At 61.3% G+C, this 14915-nt stretch carries 15 protein-coding genes; 5 read left to right on the top strand and 10 right to left on the bottom strand.

Annotated features, from left to right (window positions below):
• Position 1: 1 nt before the first annotated feature.
• From OIM99_RS13345 to eno, 8 genes are all read right to left on the bottom strand, one after another.
• The gene (locus tag OIM99_RS13345; RefSeq protein WP_311850909.1) at positions 2–577 is read right to left on the bottom strand and encodes a TIGR00645 family protein; all 576 of its coding nucleotides are present in this window, start codon (positions 575–577) and stop codon (positions 2–4) included.
• A gap of 93 nt (positions 578–670) precedes the next feature.
• Positions 671–1552, bottom strand: a complete 882-nt coding sequence (locus OIM99_RS13340) for an AEC family transporter (protein ID WP_311850908.1) — start codon at positions 1550–1552, stop codon at positions 671–673.
• A gap of 69 nt (positions 1553–1621) precedes the next feature.
• On the bottom strand, positions 1622–2119 hold the full coding sequence (locus OIM99_RS13335; protein ID WP_311850907.1) for a GFA family protein: 498 nt from the start codon (positions 2117–2119) through the stop codon (positions 1622–1624).
• Between the two features lie 42 nt (positions 2120–2161).
• Positions 2162–2521 (bottom strand): hypothetical protein, encoded by a 360-nt coding sequence (locus OIM99_RS13330; RefSeq protein WP_311850906.1) that lies wholly within the window; start codon positions 2519–2521, stop codon positions 2162–2164.
• A gap of 31 nt (positions 2522–2552) precedes the next feature.
• Entirely contained in the window at positions 2553–2846 is a 294-nt protein-coding gene (locus OIM99_RS13325) for a hypothetical protein (RefSeq protein ID WP_311850905.1), read from the bottom strand.
• Between the two features lie 22 nt (positions 2847–2868).
• On the bottom strand, positions 2869–3171 hold the full coding sequence (locus tag OIM99_RS13320; RefSeq protein ID WP_311850904.1) for a hypothetical protein: 303 nt from the start codon (positions 3169–3171) through the stop codon (positions 2869–2871).
• A 198-nt stretch (positions 3172–3369) separates the two neighbouring features.
• Complete coding sequence (locus OIM99_RS13315) at positions 3370–4419, bottom strand: alkene reductase (protein ID WP_311850903.1); 1050 nt, start codon at positions 4417–4419, stop codon at positions 3370–3372.
• Between the two features lie 127 nt (positions 4420–4546).
• The gene (gene eno / locus OIM99_RS13310; protein ID WP_311850902.1) at positions 4547–5830 is read right to left on the bottom strand and encodes a phosphopyruvate hydratase; all 1284 of its coding nucleotides are present in this window, start codon (positions 5828–5830) and stop codon (positions 4547–4549) included.
• 212 nt (positions 5831–6042) lie between these two features.
• Between eno and OIM99_RS13305 the strand changes: the two genes are divergently transcribed.
• From OIM99_RS13305 to OIM99_RS13285, 5 genes are all read left to right on the top strand, one after another.
• The gene (locus OIM99_RS13305) at positions 6043–6384 is read left to right on the top strand and encodes a metalloregulator ArsR/SmtB family transcription factor (protein WP_311850901.1); all 342 of its coding nucleotides are present in this window, start codon (positions 6043–6045) and stop codon (positions 6382–6384) included.
• The gene (locus OIM99_RS13300) at positions 6381–6845 is read left to right on the top strand and encodes an SRPBCC family protein (protein ID WP_311850900.1); all 465 of its coding nucleotides are present in this window, start codon (positions 6381–6383) and stop codon (positions 6843–6845) included. The genes OIM99_RS13305 and OIM99_RS13300 overlap by 4 nt, the downstream gene beginning before the upstream one ends.
• Before the next feature lie 283 nt (positions 6846–7128).
• A complete protein-coding gene (locus tag OIM99_RS13295) occupies positions 7129–11316 on the top strand; it encodes an autotransporter domain-containing protein (RefSeq protein WP_311850899.1) in 4188 nt (1395 codons plus the stop codon).
• A 67-nt stretch (positions 11317–11383) separates the two neighbouring features.
• Complete coding sequence (locus OIM99_RS13290; protein WP_311850898.1) at positions 11384–12421, top strand: glycosyl transferase family 90; 1038 nt, start codon at positions 11384–11386, stop codon at positions 12419–12421.
• Between the two features lie 85 nt (positions 12422–12506).
• A complete protein-coding gene (locus OIM99_RS13285) occupies positions 12507–13466 on the top strand; it encodes a UDP-glucuronic acid decarboxylase family protein (RefSeq protein ID WP_311850897.1) in 960 nt (319 codons plus the stop codon).
• Between the two features lie 10 nt (positions 13467–13476).
• Here the strand turns inward: OIM99_RS13285 and OIM99_RS13280 are convergent, their stop codons facing one another.
• Positions 13477–13776 carry a DUF1330 domain-containing protein gene (locus OIM99_RS13280; protein ID WP_311850896.1) on the bottom strand — a complete coding sequence of 100 codons (300 nt, stop codon included), beginning with the start codon at positions 13774–13776 and terminating at the stop codon, positions 13477–13479.
• A gap of 124 nt (positions 13777–13900) precedes the next feature.
• Entirely contained in the window at positions 13901–14914 is a 1014-nt protein-coding gene (locus OIM99_RS13275) for an ABC transporter substrate-binding protein (protein WP_311850895.1), read from the bottom strand.
• Between the last annotated feature and the right edge of the window lies 1 nt (position 14915).

The following is a 14915-nucleotide window of genomic DNA, read 5'->3' as shown; positions in this document are numbered from 1 at the left end:
CTCAGTGGGACGAGCCGTTCCGTGAGTAGGCGTCGGCCGACAAGCGCTCCACATAGGCGATGCCGATGGCCGAGATGATGAAAGTGGCGTGGATGATCGTCTGCCACATGATGCCGGTCTCGGTGAAATTCGTCGTCCGGCCTGTAGGACCAAGATTGCCAGCCTCGATGAAGGTGCGCAGCAGATGGATCGAGGAGATGCCGATGATCGCCATGGCGAGCTTGATCTTGAGCACGCCGGCATTGACGTGGCTCAGCCATTCCGGCTCGTCCGGGTGGCCGCTGAGATTGAGCCGCGATACGAAGGTCTCGTAACCGCCGACGATGACCATCACCAACAGGTTGGAAATCATCACCACGTCGATCAGGCCCAGCACCACGAGCATGATCTGCTGTTCGCTAAAAGATGTAGCATGTGTAACGAGATGCCAGAGTTCCTTCATAAACAGAATCACGTAGACGACCTGGGCGATGATCAGGCCGAGGTAGAGCGGCAGTTGCAGCCAGCGACTGCCGAAAATCATCCAGGGTAAGGTGCGAAGCTGCTTCTGTTCGATGGTCGGCGTGGGCGTGGCCATAGGGTCCTCTAACTGATAGGCGGCCGGCGGGGGACGTCGGCGCGGGGATGGTGCCGAGAGGGCGCGTCATGTAAACCCCGTAAAACTACGTAACTATATGACGGTCCACAGAAACACCGGCAGCAAGGCCACCGAGATCAGGGTCGACAGAACGACAATGCCGGCCACCTCCTCCGGTTCATTGCCATAGGTGGCGGCCCATAGGTAGTTGAGCACCGCCGGCGGCATGGCCGACTGAATGACGACGACCCCGCGCGCCACGCCCTCGAGGCCCAGCAGCAGCGCCACGCCCCAGCCGATAGCGAAGCCGCCCAGGAGACGGGCAAGCGCGAAGACGAGGCTGCGCTGCCAGGAGGCAATGCGCAGGCTGGCCAGGGAATAGCCCAGCGACATCAGCATCAACGGCACGGTGAGGCCGCCGAGCAGATTGAGCGAGCGCGCCACGATGGGCGGCAGCGACAGGCCGGTCCAGATCAGCAGCAAAGCGATGATGATCGCCCAGATGATCGGCATACGCACCAGATCGGTGAATTTCATCCCCCCAGCGGCGATGGCACGGCCGAAGGTATAATTGGTCATGCTAGAGAGGGCGAAAAAGCCGATAGCCAGCGCCAAGCCCTTGTCGCCAAAGGCGAACAGGCTCATCGGCAGACCCATGTTGCCGCCGTTCGACCAGATCATTGAGGGCAGATAGGTCTGCACCTTGCCGCCCATCGCCTGCACCAGCAGATAGCCGAGGCCGGCGGAGATCAGCAGGGTCAGCACCGCTGCCAGCCCCACCGTACCCAGAATCGAGAAGGTAAGCCCGGAGCGCGTCAGCGTGTCGATGACCAGGCACGGCGTCGAAACGGTATTGACCAGGACGGCCACGAATGTGCCGTCGAGCGGCTTGCCCGCCCGGGCCCATAGATAGCCGACGAAGGCGATCAAGAAGACCGGCCCGACGACGTCGAGGAGAATGGAGAAGATTTGCATCGGATTGCCCCTGCCCTAACGGGCATAGGGCTTCACGGCAAGGGGCTTGGCCTCATGCCTGCTTCCCGATCAGTCCACCCACATGCCGGTTCGCTTATGCCAATCGGCAATCGATTCCTCGGGATAGGCTTCGAACACCTTGTCCGCCGGAGCAACATCGGGCTCCACCCAGCTCGCTTTGTACTTGAGCATGATATGGACCTTTTCGACCGGCCGGGGCAGCGCGCTGTCGATCGCCGATGCGAAGGGGTGGATGAGGTCCGGCCAGGTCGGATCATAGAGCCAAAGGGCAGCGCCGCATTTCTTGCAAAAATTGCGCTGCCCGGACGACACTTCGCAGGCCTCGTGTTCCTCATCCTGGATCTCGGCCTGGTACACGCCGAGATGCCGCTTGCCCGTCACCTTCATCGTGCGGGAATCGGCGCCAAGATTGATGGCAAACCCGCCGCCGCCCTGCTGCTTGCGACAGATCGAGCAGTAACAGAGCATGAAGGGTGCCGGCGTGTGGCTATCCACTTCGAACGTCACGGCGCGGCAATGGCAGGCGCCTTTCAGCCGGACAGGCATGTCAAAGTCTCCTGTCTCGAGGAGGTCAAGCCTGCGAGCGCACTACCACTGATCGAAGCGCCAGTTGAAGCCGCCGCCCGACGGCGGGTCGGGATAGCGGTTGTCGGCGCAGCGGTAGCCGACGAAACATTGCGCGTTGTCGCGGGTGGCGATCCAGTCCGGCATCGTCACCTCTTCCTTGGTGCAATAGGCCTGGCTCGACACGAAACGGTCGATCCGCCGCGAACGGGCGCTCGAGATGATGACCGAACCATACTGCTGGACAGCGCCCGCCGCCTGGGCGCAGCTCATGGCGCCACCGCTGAGACGCGGCTGCTTCATATAGTCGAACTGCCAGCCCTGCGCCGAGGCGGAAACCAGAGGAGCCGATGTCAGCAGAAGAACCGCAACAAGCCGTTTCATTTTCTTCGCTCCTGGACCACTAACTTCTGTTCTAACGGTTGTATTCGACCGCCCGTTCCCTGCAGAGGTAACCGATATTGCAAGCCTGAACGTCGCGAGTCGGCACCCATGCCGGATCAATATACTGCATCGGCGTGCAATACGCTCTGCTGCTCACATAACGATCGTAGAGGCTCGGCCCAGAGCCGACGACGGCAGCGCCGTTGCTGCGCACGAGGCCCGCGGCCTGCGCGCAGGTCATCATCAGTGAATCCGGCCGCCCTTGCGCCATCAGCGCGGTCGAAGTCGTCAAAATGACGGCAGCGGTGAGAATGATCCGTTTCATATTATCCTCCTCTCGGCCTTTCTCAGGGCCGGCGCCCGCCGCGCGTGATCTCGATACACCTGTAACCGATGAAACACGTAGGATTGTCGCGGGTCGGCACGAAGTCCGGTTTCGTCGTTTCGGTCGGCGTGCAGAAGCCGCGATGCTGTACATAACGGTCATAGGTATAAGGACCAGTGCTCATCACCACCGCACCGCGTGCATTGACGATGCCGGCAGCTTGCGCGCAGGTCATGGCCGTCGACAGGGGGCGGCCCTGGGCCATCGCCACGCCCGTCGGAGCGATCAGCATCCCAAGCGCCAGGACATAGGCAAATGTCTTCATGGCTTCCTCCAGATTCGCCCTCGAGTCTTTCACCGTTTCATTAAACGGCGAAAGACTTCATGCTCCTGTTTTGACGCGTTTTCTTCACGCGAACCGGTCTCCACTTCGCTCGAAAACGCTATAGAGCCATCCATCTTACGCCATTCGCGGCTGACTGGATCAGAGACGTCCCATCACAAGCGCGCGATGGTTAAAGCTTCACATGTGCGCGGGATAGTCGACATAGCCCTTCGCGCCACCCCAATAGATGGTGCCTTGATCGGGCTGCGCCAGATCGAGCCCTTCCCGGTAGCGGCGCGGCAGATCGGGATTGGCGAGGAACGGCTTACCGAAGACCACCGCATCGGCGGTGCCGGACACGATGGCGTCATTGGCTTTTTCGAAGTCGAAACCAGAGCCCGCGAGATAGGCGCCGCTGAACAGAGCCCGCAGGTTATGCACCTCGTAGGCACCCTGGCGCGCGCCGTGCAGATAAGCGATGCCGCATTCGGACAGTTCGCGTGCCACCACCGGATAGACTTCTTCCGCGTCGGGCTCGACGACATCGTTGAACTTGATGCGCGGCGAAATCTTCACGCCAACACGATCCTTGCCGACCACGGCGACGACGCTCTCCACTGCTTCGCGCAGGAAACGCACGCGATTGACGGCGCTACCGCCATAACGGTCGGTGCGGGTGTTGATGGTCGCGTCGAGAAATTGATGGATCAGGTAGCCGGAGGCGGCATGCACTTCGATGCCATCGAAGCCGGCTTCCATGGCGCGTTGCGCTGCCTGTCCGTATTCGGCGGCGACGCCGGCGATTTCATCGGTCTCCAGAGCACGCGGCATGACGAACGGTTTCTTGCCTTCGTCGGTCTGATTGGTGCCGTTGATGGCGATGGCCGACGGCGCGACAGGTGCGACGCCGCCTGGCAGCCAATCGGGCAAAGCGACACGACCGGTATGATAGAGCTGCGCGAAAATCCGCCCGCCCTTGCCATGCACTGTCTGCGTCACTTTCTTCCACGCGGCGACTTGCTCTGACGTGACGAGGCCCGGCGTGCGCACATAACCCTTGGCCATAGCGGACACGTAGATCGCCTCGGTGACGATCAGACCGGCGGAGGCGCGCTGCGCGTAATATTCGGCGACAATATCCAGCGGCACGCCGTTGGCATCGGCGCGCGAGCGCGTCATCGGCGCCATGACGATACGATTGGGAAGATCGAGTGCGCCGAGGCGCAAGGGTGCAAACAGGTCAGCCATCGGTCCTCCGGTGGAGCGCGATGATCCTGGATCGCAATCCAGCATCGTTCAGCATCAATGTTCGTCTTTTAAGGCATCTCTTCACGCGAAGCGGTCACACTTCGCGTGAAGAGAGAGGTTTGCGGGTTCAGGCCAGTGCCTTCAAAGCGGCGCGGCCGGCGTAGCGCGCCTGGTTGCCGAGCTCTTCCTCGATGCGGATGAGCTGGTTATACTTTGCGGTGCGGTCGGAACGAGCGAGCGAACCGGTCTTGATCTGCCCGCAATTGGTGGCCACCGCGAGATCGGCAATGGTCGAATCCTCGGTCTCGCCGGAGCGATGCGACATCACCGCCGTATAGCCGGCACGATGCGCCATATCGACCGCCGCCAGCGTCTCGGTGAGCGAACCGATCTGGTTGACCTTGACGAGGATGGAATTGCCGACGCCTTCCTTGATGCCGCGCGACAGGCGCGTAACATTGGTGACGAACAGATCGTCGCCGACAAGCTGGCACTTCTTGCCGATGGCGTCGGTGAGCTGCTTCCAGCCGGCCCAATCGTCCTCGGCCATGCCGTCCTCGATGGTGACGATCGGATAATCGCCGACGAGCTTGGTGAGATAGGCCACCTGTTCGGCGATCGAGCGGGTCTTGCCCTCACCTTCGTAGTGATACTTGCCGTCCTTGAAGAATTCGGTCGAGGCGCAGTCAAGACCGAGGTAGATGTCCTGGCCCGGCTTGAAGCCGGCATCGGCGATGGCCTTCATGCAGAAGTCGAGCGCGGCTTCGGCGGTCGGCAGGTTCGGCGCAAAACCACCTTCGTCGCCGACATTGGTGTTATGCCCGGCCTTCTTCAGACCGCTTTTCAGCACCTGGAACACTTCCGCGCCCCAGCGCACCGCTTCCGCGAAGGTCGGCGCGCCAACCGGCAGGATCATGAATTCCTGGAAGTCGATCGGATTGTCAGCATGGGCGCCACCATTGACGATGTTCATCATCGGCACCGGCAGGACGCGAGCCGACGGGCCGCCGACGTAACGGTAGAGCGGCAGGCCAGCCGATTCCGCCGCCGCCTTGGAAACAGCCAGCGAGACGCCGAGAATGGCATTGGCGCCGAGCTTTGCCTTGTTGGGCGTGCCATCGAGGGCGATCATGGTCTCATCGATCTCCACCTGATCCTCGCCGTCGAGGCCGGAGATCGCCTGGTAGATCGCGTCGTTGACGTTTTCGACCGCCTTCAGCACACCCTTGCCGCCGTAGCGGGCTTTGTCGCCGTCGCGCAATTCCACGGCCTCATGGGCGCCGGTGGAGGCGCCCGACGGTACGGCGGCGCGGCCGAACGAACCGTCCTCGAGGATCACGTCGACTTCGATCGTCGGATTGCCCCGGCTGTCGAGGATTTCACGGGCGGTCACATCAAGGATGGCGGTCATAGAGTCCTCTTGCGGGAAATGAAGTTCGGGCGGGACGTAGCGCGCTTCGGCCCCTGGGCACAAGGGCGGCTCAGCCCAAAGTGTCCTAACCAGTTGAAAACGGATCGATACGCCGCCGATTCAAGGCTTATTTCCCCTCGTTATCGATCACATGACAGCGGTCCTTGAAGGAATGGGCTTGCCAAATCCCGGCTCGCTTGATACTTAAGTGAATGCTTCAGTATCAAGAAAAGCTCGATGCCGTCTTCCATGCCCTCGCCGACCCGGCGCGGCGGCAAATGGTCGAACGGCTCAGTCGCGGGCCTGCTTCGGTCAGCCAATTGGCCGAGCCGCTGGCCATGACCTTGTCCGGCGTCGTGCAGCATTTGGCGGTGCTTGAAGCGAGCGGGCTGGTGCGTTCGCAGAAGGTCGGGCGCACACGCACCTGCAACCTCGATCACAATGCGATTCACCCGGCCGAACAATGGCTCACCCAACGCCGCACCGCTTGGGAAAAGCGGCTCGACAGACTCGGCGCCTATCTCGATGTCACCAAAGAGGAAGATGAGCAATGACTGGTATCTATCATTCGACCTTTGTCATCGAACGCATTTATGACGCGACGCCCGCGCGGGTGTTCAAGGCTTTTTCTGACGAGAAAGCCAAAGCCATGTGGTTCGGCGGCCCGGAGGACGTCATCGCTTCCGGTCAATCCTTCGACTTTCGCATCGGTGGCCACGAAACCCAGGCTGGTCTTTGGCCGGACGGCCGGAAGACGGAATTCGACTGTCTCTACTACGATATCGAGCCCAACCAGCGTATCATTTATACCTACGAAATGAAGATCAACGGCGAACGCATGTCCGTCTCGCTCGCAGCCATCGAAATCTTCGCTGAAGGCACCAAGACCAGGCTGAAGCTCACCGAACAAGGCGCCTATTTCGATGGCCCGGATGGCGCCAAGGGGCGCGAGCACGGCACCAACTGGCTGATGGACAAGCTCGGCGCCTCGCTGGCCGCACCGGTGCCAGCCTGACAGATCATCAAATACTCAGACAATGCCTCAAGACGAATTCCGGGCAAATCGCCATGCTTTTTGCCCGGAGCTTACTGGTCTTGCGGAGAAAACGGCTTGGGCCGCAAAAGTTCACACCAGAACGGTCTTTACGCGATATATGTGACTGAAAAAACACATCTATTCGTAATCCATTAACCACCTGCTTGTGCGCTGGCGGAATCCCCAGGGGCCCCATAGTCTTCTAAGCGAAGCCACTGATTTCAGGGGCTGACCCGCCAGGGGTGGCGGATTGGGGCTGCACATGTTGACCGATCGGATTTGGGGCGTCTCGCTTGCGAGACGGATCGCTGGCGTATTCGGTTGCCTGCTATCGAAGGAAAGAAACACACGAGCGAAAGCGGCGAGCCTGCTCTCCGCTTTACTGCTCAGCGCGCTGACATTGGCCTTCGCGCTTGTCGCCTCTCCGGTATCCGCGCAATCGATCGTCAGTGTCACGCCCAGCCCTACGACATTCAGCGGCGCCGGCCAGACAATCCATTTCACTTATGTCTTCAATTCCGGTGGCTATGTCATTTCGGGTCTGACCGTCTCCGACAATGCGATCCCGCTGTCAGGCGCCTCCTGCCCCGGACCATTCAGCGGCGCGACAAATCAAACGACGACTTGCACGGCCTCCTATGTGACAACGGCCGCCGATGTCGGTGCCTTGCAGATTCAATCCATACCCGTGTTCAATCTGAATGCGCTCGGCACGCCCATCACCGTCACCTACAGCGGCGTCATTACGATCACCTATTCGGGCGGCGGTCCGACCGCGAGCACCACGTCGCTGGGTGCCAGCCCCAATCCGTCGTCCTTCAATCAAAGCGTCGCGCTCACGGCGACTGTCACGGGCAATTCACCGACCGGCACAGTCACGTTCACCAACGGCGCAACGACGCTCGGCGCTGTCCCTGTTTCCGCCGGCACGGCGACGCTGAACACCAGCAGCATTCCGGTCGGATCGCACACCATCACAGCCACCTATAGCGGTGACGCGCAGAATCTGACGAGCAGCGGAACCGTTGGCGTCACCGTGAATCAGGCCTCGCAGACGATTACGTTCCCGACCCCACCCGACACACCCTATACCAGTGCGCCCCCGGGCCTGAATGCCACCTCGTCGTCATTGCTCACGGTCACCTACGCGTCCAACAGTTCAAGCGTCTGCACGGTCTCCGGCAGCTCTATCACTTTCCATTCCGGTGGCGTTTGCTCGATCACCGCCTCACAGGCCGGCAACACCAATTTCGCCGCCGCGACGCCGGTGACGCGCACTTTTAACGTCACGCCCGGCACCAATACGATCACCTTCCCGACGCCGCCGAACACGCCGTTCACCAGCCCGCCGCCGTCGCTCGCCGCCACGGCCAGCTCCGGCCTCACCGTCAGCTATGCGTCAAACAGCACGGGCATCTGCACGGTCTCCGGCAGCACGCTGACCTTCGTCGCCGGAGGTACCTGTTCCATCACGGCCTCGCAGGCCGGCAATGCCAGCTATGCGACAGCTACGCCGGTGACAAGGACCTTCACCGTCGCCCCTGGAACCAATACGATCACCTTTCCCGGATTGGCGGATACACCATTCACCAGCCCGCCCCCGGCTCTGACCGCCTCTGCCAGTTCCGGCCTCGCCATCACCTATGTGTCAAGCACGACAGGCATCTGCACGGTGTCTGGCAGCACCCTCACTTTCGTTGCCGTCGGCTCTTGCGTGATCAGCGCGACACAACCCGGCAACGCCAATTACGCCGCTGCAACGCCCGTGACACATACGTTCAACGTCACCGCTGGCGTCAACACGATCACGTTCCCAGCGCCAGCCAATACGCCCTTTACCAGCCCCCCGCCGGCGCTCGCCGCCACGGCCAGCTCCGGCCTCACCGTCACCTATGTGTCGATCACCACATCGACCTGCACGGTCGCCGGCAGCACCATTACATTCGTCGCCGCCGGAGGTTGCTCGATCACAGCATCGCAGGCCGGCAATGCCAATTTCGCCGCCGCCGCGCCAGTGACGCAGAGCTTCACCATCACCGCCGGCGTCAACACCATCACCTTCCCGGCGCTCGCCAACACACCTTTCACCAGCCCGCCACCGGCTCTGTCGGCGACAGCCAGCTCCGGCCTCACCGTCACCTATGTGTCGATCACCACATCGACCTGCACGGTCGCCGGCAGCACCATTACATTCGTCGCCGCCGGAGGTTGCTCGATCACAGCATCGCAGGCCGGCAATGCCAATTTCGCCGCCGCCGCGCCAGTGACGCAGAGCTTCACCATCACCGCCGGCGTCAACACCATCACCTTCCCGGCGCTCGCCAACACGCCTTTCACCAGCCCGCCGCCGGCTCTGTCGGCGACGGCTAGCTCCGGCCTCGCCGTCACCTATGTGTCGATCACCACGTCGACCTGCACGGTGGCTGGCAGCGCCATCACCTTCGTGGCGGCGGGCGCCTGTTCCATCACGGCGTCGCAAGCCGGCAATGCCAATTTCGCCACCGCCACGCCAGTGACGCAGAGCTTTACGATCACTGCCGGCGTCAATGTGATCACCTTCCCGGCACTCGCCAACACACCCTTCACCAGCCCGCCGCCGGCTCTGACCGCCACCGCCAGTTCCGGCCTCGCCATCATCTATACGTCGACGACGACCGCGACCTGCACGGTCGCCGGCAGTGCCATCACCTTCGTGGCGGCAGGCTCCTGTTCGATCACTGCTTCGCAGCCGGGCAATGGCAATTTCGCTGCGGCAACTCCCGTGGTGCAGAGTTTCACGATCACCCCCGGCACCAACACCATCACTTTCGCCGCCCTCACCGACCGTGCCATCGGCTCCGGCGCGTTCACCGTATCGGCGACGGCCAGTTCCAGCCTCGTCGTCACCTTCGCTTCCTCGACGCCCGCCACCTGTAGTGTGGCGGGATCGAGCGTGTCGCTGCTCGCCGTCGGCCAGTGTTCGATCGTCGCGACACAGCCCGGCAACGCCAATTTCGCGGCCGCAACCGCAGTGACGCAGAGTTTCACGATTACCAAGGCAACGACCACCGTGATGCTGACGGCCTCAGCCACCAGCATCATGTTTGGCCTGCCGGTGACACTCACCGCCACCGTGACCGGCGTCACGCCCACCGGCACCGTCACCTTCCGTGACGGTGGTGCGGCGCTGGCCACGGTCGCCGTTGCAGGAGGCGTCGCCAGTTTCACGACCAAGTCGCTCGCCAACGGCGCCCATACGTTCACCGCCGCCTACAGCGGCGACATCAACAATGCGGCGACGACATCGGCTGGTGTCGTGATCACCGTCAACGCCCGGCCCGATCCGTCGCTCGATCCCAACGTGCGCGGCATCGTCCATGCACAGGTGACCTCGTCGCAACGCTTCGCCGAAGCGCAGATGGACAACATCACCCAGCGCCTCGAGCGGTTGCACGATGACGACGATCCCGAGCCCGTCAGCATGGGCATCGGCTTCAGCGGCCCCAGCAACATCCCGCCCGGCACATCGGCCTTTGCCGATACGGCGCGTGAAAACGGCGGTTACCTCGCCTATGCCGAAGGCCAGCGCGGCATCAAATCCGCCTTCCCGACCCCGCCGCCGGCCAAGCGCAAAGGATCGGACGTTCCCTTCCACATCTGGATGGGCGGCGCCGTCAGTTTCGGCACGCAATTGCAGATGGGCCTTTTTGAGAACAAGTTCACCACCGCCGGCGTGACATTGGGTATCGACACCAAACTGTTCGATGGCCTGAAGGCCGGTATCGCGGTGGGCTTCGGCACCGATCAGACCCGCATCGGCACGGACGGCACGCGCACCGATGCGCGCAATGCCAATATCGCCTTCTATGCCAGCTATAAACTCATGTCGGCCACCTTCATTGACATGATCGCCGGCTATGGCCGCGGCTCGATCGATTCCCAGCGCTACGTCACCCTGCCCGGCCTCTACGTCATGGGCAGCCGCAATACGAAGCAGCTCTTCGGTTCGCTGGCCTTGGTGCGCGAGGAGCGCTGGGGGCCGTGGAAACTCGCGCCCTATCTGCGGCTCGACGCGACACGGCTGGAACTCGACCCCTATACGGAAACCGGATCGCCGATCTGGGCGCTGTCGTTCCAGAAGCTGTCGACGCAAACCCTGCGCGGCGTCGTCGGCCTGCGCACCAGCTACGACATCCCCATGACCTGGGGCATGCTCACCCTGCTCGGCCGGTTCGAATACCGCGCCCGCATGGGCGGCGCCTATAGCCAGAACCTCACCTATGCGGATCTGCTCGGCGGGCCGGTCTATACGATCACCGAACAGACCCTGGCCAACAGCCAGATGATGATGGCGGTGGGGCTGAGAGCGAAAACGGAAACGCTCGGCTTCGATCTCGAATATCAGCTCAGCGCCGCCAACAGCCGCATTCAATCCCACACCTTCCGGGGCGGCATCAGACTGGGCTTCTGATGCCCCTGGACGCCCGACCGGAGGCCGGTAGGATAGCTGCCGGCATCACGTGGCGTGGGAGCAACAGGTGGGTCAGCTGTATGAGTGGGCGGATTTAGAGCATCAGCTCGCCCACATCGGCCTGCGGCTGGGTAAGCTCACGCAAGCCTTTGATCTGCCGTCTGAAGACATACGGATCAGCAACGCCCACGCGAGCGATGACCAGATACCGGTGGTCGAGGTCGAGGTTTCGGCTGATGTCGACAACGCTCCCTTCTTCGGCAATTTCAAGGGGCGAATCCTTCACGTCACCAGCGTCTTGGGCCCCTATCTCGCCGATTATGCGAAACGTTCGCCGTTCATTCTGAGGTTCAATCTGTCCGATGTTGGCGGCGCCTGCGCCTTGTCTTTCGACCGGCCGGCCGATGCAGACTGGGCGCTGTTTCCCGATCTCTATCTGCTGGAAGCCCGCCGATCCTTCGAGCGCGGCGACTATGGGGCCGCTGAAACAGACGGCGATTTCGAAACGACATTCAGCAACCGCCAGCCGCTCCTATTTTGGCGCGGTTCGACCACCAGTGGCGGCTGGATCCGATCGCTTGATGAACTGCGCACCAACTATCGCGTTGACGCCTGCCTGCGGGTAGCGGCCGCCGTGGGCGCAAAAGCCGACTGTCGCATTTCCAAACTCGTGCAATGGGTGGGTGCTGGCGAGGACGAGGCTGTCGCCCTGCTCCATGACCTTGATGTTTATGCCGATTTTGTTCCGGAAAGCCGCTTCGCCGATTTCCAGATGTATCTCGATCTGCCGGGCAATGCGGGCTCCTGGGGCACATGCCACAAACATCTGGCGGGCATCCTCGTCCTCAAGGTGCCATCAGGGCGGGAACTCGCCTATACGCACCTGCTCCGCCCCTGGAAGCACTATGTTCCTATCGCCCGCGACATGAGCGATGTGGCGGAACGCGTTTCCTGGGTGCTCGATCATCCCGCGGAAGCCACAGCGATCGCGCAACGCGGCAAGGAGCGCCTGTGGGGTTTCCTCAAGGGTCTCCCCGTCTACATGCTCAGAACCCTGGAAATGCATAATGTCTCACCAGAGAAAAAACTGATCCGCGTTCGATAGGCACGATTTGGCGGGGAAACCGATCGCCATTAAGCTCTCACTCTATTCTGAAATTCTGTTTCGAGACGAAGGCGCCCCTGACGGAATGAGTAAGAAAATCCTGGTGACAGGCGGGGCCGGCTTCCTCGGCTCTCATCTCTGCGACCGCCTGCTGGCCCAGGGTCATCATGTGATCTGCGTCGACAATTTCTTTTCGGGCACGCAGCGCAATCTGGCACATCTGGCGAACGAGCCACGTTTCACGCCGTTGCGCCATGACGTCGTCCTTCCACTCACCGTGGAGGTCGATGAAATCTACAATTTGGCCGCGCCCGCCTCTCCCGTTCACTACCAGTTCAACCCGATCGAGACGACGAAGACCTGCGTGATCGGCGCGATCAACATGCTCGACCTGGCGCGCCAGCGAAACATCAAAATCCTGCAGGCCTCCACATCGGAAGTGTATGGCGATCCCGAACAGCATCCGCAGCCCGAGAGCTATTGGGGACACGTCAATCCGATCGGCCAGCGTGCCTGCTACGATGAGGGCAAGCGTTGCGCGGAGGCCCTGTTCTTCGACTACCATCGTCAGCATCAGGTGCCGATCAAGGTCGCCCGCATTTTCAATACTTACGGACCGCGCATGTTGCCCGATGACGGGCGCGTGGTGCCCAATCTGATCCTGCAGGCGCTCAAGGGCGAGGACATCACGCTCTACGGCGACGGGCTCCAGACCCGTTCGTTCTGCTATGTCGACGATCTGATCGAAGGTCTCATGCGTCTGATGGCAAGCGGCTCCGACATTACCGGGCCTATCAATCTCGGCAATCCGGACGAGGTCACCGTCCGCCAACTGGCCGGATTGATCATCGACATCACCGGATCAAATTCGAAGCTCACACATAGACCCTTGCCGAGCGACGATCCTCGTCAACGCCGACCCAACATTGACCAGGCTCGGCAACGGCTCGATTGGACACCCAGCGTCGCTTTGCGCGAAGGCCTGATCAAGACCATCGCTTATTTCGAGAAACATCTTAGCTTGCCGCTAGCACAGGAAAGGTGAAGCCGTCTGCTCAAGTCGCTGGCTTGACGAAAGAATCGACGAGAATCAGCCGCAGATTCGACGATCCCAGACGGATCGTCTTTGCCGCCGCATAGTCCGACGACGCATACCAGCGACGGGCGCTATCCATGTCCGGAAATTCGATGATCAGGATATTGTGGGCAGGCCCGCCCTCCAGCACCTCAGGCTTCGAGCCGCGCGCCAGATAACGGCCGCCAAACTTCTCAATGGACGCAGCAACCATCGGACCGTAGCCCTTCATTCCTTCCGGGCGAACGATTTCAACCTCGCCGATTACAAAAGCGCTCATTGCAAGATTCCTTGAAGTCCAGAGTCTTTCACCGTTTCATTGAACGGTGAAAGGCTTCAGCTTTTGTTTTGACGCGTTTTCTTCACGCGAACCGGTATCCACTTCGCTCGAAAACGCTCTGGTCTTAACGCGGCAGCCCCTCAGTAAAGGCATTGGTGAAGAAGTCAGTGCCCGCATGGTCGGTCTTCACGATTCCTGCGGCCTTCACATAGGCCATACGTTCCTGCCAATCCTGCGGCGACTGCCAGCCGACAGGCTTGCCCTCGCCGGACGGCGCAAAACGTAGGGATTGAAAGAACTTGATCTGTTCGAGGATATGCTCGGCCGAAAGCTTGGTATTGGGCCGCTGAGCGCGGATCGCCCGCGCCCCCTCCTCCTCGTGGCCATCATAAATGTAAGCCATGGCACGCGCGCATACTTCGATAAACCGTTTGAGGGCGTCGCCGCGTTTGGCGATCGTTTCCTCGGTCGCGTAAAGCCCATTGCCAGGAAGTTTTACGCCGAAGTCGAGCGAGGAAATCAAATTGGACGCACGCAGCGGATTGGCCTCGGTATAAGCCAGATCAACGGTCAGCATGGCATCGGCTTGCTTGATCGCATAGGTCGTGAACAAGGCCGTGGATTCGACATACATCAATTGCATGTCGCTTGGCTTCATATCGAACTGCGCGAAGAAGGAATTCAGCAGCGGCGGCCAGGGACCGGAGGCGATGATGACGACCTTCTTGCCCTTCAAATCTGCTGGTTTGGTCATGCCGGAGTCGACTGGGACGATAATAGCCGGACCGTCTTTCTTATACCATTCGGCGATGGCTTTGACCTTGGCGCCCTTGTCTCGCGCCGGAACGATGGGGGCGAGCTGCCCCTCGCCGACATCCGCATGCCCGCTGCTCACCACCTGCATCGAAAAGTTCGAGCCGCGGCCATCCAGCAGTTCGACATCGAGCCCCGCCGCCTCGAACCAGCCCTTATGCTTGGCAAGGAACAAATAGGCCTGCGGGCCCTGCGGATAGAACGCGGTCTGGACCGTCAATCGCTCAAGCGCGCTGGCATGGCCGCTCCAGGCGAGCGCTGCCGCAACGAAGGCCGTACGCAGATGTTTCGAGACGGAAAGAAACGGCTTGGAAAGAAACGGCATG

The organism is Methylocella sp. CPCC 101449 (genome assembly GCF_031921685.1).
GTDB lineage: Bacteria > Pseudomonadota > Alphaproteobacteria > Rhizobiales > Beijerinckiaceae > Terripilifer.
This window is presented reverse-complemented; position numbering and strand designations above follow the sequence as displayed.

Bases quoted from the DNA above. Each gene is read 5' to 3' on its own strand.
- OIM99_RS13345 (WP_311850909.1), bottom strand. From the start codon at position 577: ATGGCCACGCCCACGCCGACCATCGAACAGAAGCAGCTTCGCACCTTA.
- OIM99_RS13340 (WP_311850908.1), bottom strand. From the start codon at position 1,552: ATGCAAATCTTCTCCATTCTCCTCGACGTCGTCGGGCCGGTCTTCTTG.
- OIM99_RS13335 (WP_311850907.1), bottom strand. From the start codon at position 2,119: ATGCCTGTCCGGCTGAAAGGCGCCTGCCATTGCCGCGCCGTGACGTTC.
- OIM99_RS13330 (WP_311850906.1), bottom strand. From the start codon at position 2,521: ATGAAACGGCTTGTTGCGGTTCTTCTGCTGACATCGGCTCCTCTGGTT.
- OIM99_RS13325 (WP_311850905.1), bottom strand. From the start codon at position 2,846: ATGAAACGGATCATTCTCACCGCTGCCGTCATTTTGACGACTTCGACC.
- OIM99_RS13320 (WP_311850904.1), bottom strand. From the start codon at position 3,171: ATGAAGACATTTGCCTATGTCCTGGCGCTTGGGATGCTGATCGCTCCG.
- OIM99_RS13315 (WP_311850903.1), bottom strand. From the start codon at position 4,419: ATGGCTGACCTGTTTGCACCCTTGCGCCTCGGCGCACTCGATCTTCCC.
- eno (WP_311850902.1), bottom strand. From the start codon at position 5,830: ATGACCGCCATCCTTGATGTGACCGCCCGTGAAATCCTCGACAGCCGG.
- OIM99_RS13305 (WP_311850901.1), top strand. From the start codon at position 6,043: ATGCTTCAGTATCAAGAAAAGCTCGATGCCGTCTTCCATGCCCTCGCC.
- OIM99_RS13300 (WP_311850900.1), top strand. From the start codon at position 6,381: ATGACTGGTATCTATCATTCGACCTTTGTCATCGAACGCATTTATGAC.
- OIM99_RS13295 (WP_311850899.1), top strand. From the start codon at position 7,129: ATGTTGACCGATCGGATTTGGGGCGTCTCGCTTGCGAGACGGATCGCT.
- OIM99_RS13285 (WP_311850897.1), top strand. From the start codon at position 12,507: ATGAGTAAGAAAATCCTGGTGACAGGCGGGGCCGGCTTCCTCGGCTCT.
- OIM99_RS13280 (WP_311850896.1), bottom strand. From the start codon at position 13,776: ATGAGCGCTTTTGTAATCGGCGAGGTTGAAATCGTTCGCCCGGAAGGA.
- OIM99_RS13275 (WP_311850895.1), bottom strand. From the start codon at position 14,914: ATGCCGTTTCTTTCCAAGCCGTTTCTTTCCGTCTCGAAACATCTGCGT.